At 74.7% G+C, this 2,835-nt stretch carries 3 protein-coding genes; 1 reads left to right on the top strand and 2 read right to left on the bottom strand.

Annotation, left to right across the window (positions count from 1 at the left end; all coding sequences use genetic code 11):
- Both ACFV0G_RS29175 and ACFV0G_RS29170 read right to left on the bottom strand, forming a co-directional pair.
- Positions 1-1,127: serine/threonine-protein kinase (locus ACFV0G_RS29175; protein ID WP_380554457.1), on the bottom strand; the 1,127-nt coding region annotated here is incomplete at its 3' end.
- A gap of 69 nt (positions 1,128-1,196) precedes the next feature.
- A complete protein-coding gene (locus ACFV0G_RS29170; protein ID WP_380554454.1) occupies positions 1,197-2,081 on the bottom strand; it encodes a menaquinone biosynthetic enzyme MqnA/MqnD family protein in 885 nt (294 codons plus the stop codon).
- A 350-nt stretch (positions 2,082-2,431) separates the two neighbouring features.
- Here ACFV0G_RS29170 and ACFV0G_RS29165 point away from each other — a divergent pair, with 350 nt between their 5' ends.
- On the top strand, positions 2,432-2,635 hold the full coding sequence (locus tag ACFV0G_RS29165; protein ID WP_095873528.1) for a cold-shock protein: 204 nt from the start codon (positions 2,432-2,434) through the stop codon (positions 2,633-2,635).
- Positions 2,636-2,835: the final 200 nt, after the last annotated feature.

The raw sequence follows: 2,835 nt of genomic DNA, 5'->3' as shown, positions 1-2,835 counted from the left end.
GCCGCCAGCAGGGCGGCGGCGAGCAGCGGGACCAGCCACCGGGCCGTACGGCGCGGGGCGGGTGCGGTCGCGGCGGCCGTCGGTGCGGCGGCGCCGCCGGGAGCCGGGGTGCCGGCGGCGGAGCCGTCGACGGGTGCGGCGGGGCGGTCCAGGGCGGTGGGCGTGCGGTCGGCCGCGGGGGCGCCGGGGTGCGGCGCGGCCGGGTACGACGTGCCGGGGGTGTCGGAGGTGTGCGCCTCCAGGTCGAGCAGTTCGACGGCGGTGCGGGCGACCTCGGCGGAGACGGCCGCGGGCAGCCAGCCGCCGTCGGCGAGCGGGGCCGCGCCGGGGGCGAGCAGTGCGCGCAGCTCCTCCGGGGACGGCCGGTCGGCGGCCGTCTTGGCGAGGCAGGCCCGGACGGCCTCGTACAGCGGTCCGCTCAGGGCGCCGAGGTCGGGCTCCTCGTGCAGCACCCGGTAGAGCAGGACGGCGGCGCTGACGCCCTCGCCGAACGGGGCGGTGCCGCTCGCCGCGAAGGCGAGCACCGCGCCGAGCGAGAAGACGTCGCCGCGCGGGCCGGCCGCCTCGCCGGCCGCCTGCTCGGGCGAGAGGTAACCGGGCGAGCCGACCACGTACCCGGAGCGGGTGAGGGCGGTGGCGGCGTCCAGCGCGCGGGCGATGCCGAAGTCGATGAGCCGGGGGCCGTCCAGGGCCAGCAGCACGTTGGACGGCTTGACGTCGCGGTGCACCAGGCCGAGGCCGTGCACCTGGCCGAGGGCCTCGGCGAGTGCCGCGCCGAGGGCGTGCACCGCGGGGACGGGCAGCGGGCCGTGCCGGCGCACCGCGGCGTCCAGCGATGGTCCGGCCACGTACCCGGAGGCCACCCAGGGCAGTTCGCCCTCGGTGTCGGCGTCGAGCACCGGGGCGGTCCAGCGGCTGCCGACCAGCCGGGCGGCGGCCACCTCCTGGCGGAACCTGGCCCGGAACTCGGCGTCGTCGGCGAGTTCGCCGCGCACCACCTTGACGGCCACGGTGCGGCCGCCGGCGGTCCGGCCGAGGTACACCCGGCCCATGCCGCCCGCGCCGAGCCGGCGCAGCAGCCGGTAGGCGCCGACCCGTGCCGGGTCCGCAGCACCCAGTGGTTCCATCGCCCCCGCCTCCCGTCCGCCCGATGGGCCCCGCCGGACAGTACCAACCGGGGCCCCCGAAGGGTGGTGTTACCCGGCCGCAGGCACGGACTCCAGCAGGCGCACCGTCACATCCGGTGCGAAGCCGGTGTCGTGGGCGACCCGGCGGGCGAACTCGGCGATCCCGGCGAGCTGGCGCTCGCCGAGGGAGTAGTCGAGGGCCTGGGTGAAGTACTGCTCCAGCAGCGGGGCGGAGAAGGCCTCCCAGCGGGCCGCCTGCTCGGCGACCTTGGCGGCCTCGGTGAGCGAGAGGTCGCGGGACTCCAGGAAGGCGCGGTGCACGGCCGCGGTCGCGCCCGGGGAGCGCTCGACGTAGTCGCGGCGGGCGGCCCAGACGGCGAAGACGAACGGCAGGCCCGTCCACTCCTTCCACATCGCGCCGAGGTCGTGCACGGCCAGGCCCTGGCGGGGGGCCTGCTCCAGGGAGGCGCGCAGCGCGGGGTCGCCGATCAGCACGGCGGCGTCGGCGGTGGCGAGCATCGCGTCGAGGTCGGGCGGGCAGGAGAAGTAGTCGGGACGGACGCCCTCGCGCTCCTCCAGGAGCAGCCGGGCGAGCCGGACGGAGGTGCGGCTGGTGGAGCCGAGTGCGACCGGGCGGCCGTCCAGGTCGGCGAGCGGGACCTTGCTGACGATCACGCAGGACATCACCGGGCCGTCGCTGCCGACCGCGATGTCGGGGAGCACGACGAGCTCATCGGCGTGCCGCAGGTACTCCACACAGGTGATCGGGCCGATGTCGAGCGCGCCGGCCACGAGCAGGTCGCTGAGCTTCTCCGGGGTGTCCTTGGTCAGGTCGAGATCGAGGAGGCTGCCGGTCCGTGCCAGGCCCCAGTAGAGGGGCAGGCAGTTGAGGAACTGAATATGTCCGACCCGGGGCCTCACTGCCACCGAGCTGCTCGCATCCCGACCGGTCACCGCACGCTCCCTCTGCTGTTCGTACTCTCCCCGCAGGGTATGCCTGCCGCTCTCGGCGCCCGACACCAGGCGCGCGACACACCGGCGCGGCCTTCGGTCACCCCTGGTCGGGCCAGCCACCGCGTGCTACCGTCTCTCTCAGTTGCAGTTTGATTCCCCTTGCAGTACTTGAAGCCTGCGGAGCATGTAACCGCGGGCTTTTCGTAGTTTTTCAGCAGTTACAGCATCAATTGAGCATTGATTGAGCACTGTGCGAAAAATCCGGACCACTCCGGAGGCGGGGCGATCAGCGCAGCGGACCGGAGGTCACACGGTGTGGCCTCCAATACGTCCCTCGCAAGGAGAACGGCATGGCTCAGGGAACCGTCAAGTGGTTCAACGCTGAGAAGGGCTTCGGCTTCATCGCCCAGGAGGGCGGCGGCCCCGACGTCTTCGTCCACTACTCCGCCATCAACTCGAGCGGCTTCCGCTCGCTGGAGGAGAACCAGGCGGTCACCTTCGACGTCACCCAGGGCCCGAAGGGCCCGCAGGCGGAGAACGTCACCGCTGTCTGACCATCCTCTGATGATCTGATCGCTCAGGACCTTCGGGTCTACCGGCGGCCGCCCTGGCCGCCACCCGAGCACGACGCGCAGTACCAAGGGGGCCCGCCACGGCCGTGGGGGGGGCCCGGCCGGCCGGCGGCGGCCGGCCCCGCCCCCGGGCGCCCGGGTTGCCGCGGCCCGCGGGAGCCCCGCCCCCCCCCCGCGCCCGC

This window comes from Kitasatospora sp. NPDC059571 (assembly GCF_042735675.1).
Classification (GTDB): Bacteria; Actinomycetota; Actinomycetes; order Streptomycetales; family Streptomycetaceae; genus Kitasatospora.
The sequence above is the reverse complement of the archived record's forward strand: the minus strand, read 5'-3'. Positions and strand labels throughout refer to the sequence as shown.

Bases quoted from the DNA above. Each gene is read 5' to 3' on its own strand.
- ACFV0G_RS29165 (WP_095873528.1), top strand. From the start codon at position 2,432: ATGGCTCAGGGAACCGTCAAGTGGTTCAACGCTGAGAAGGGCTTCGGC.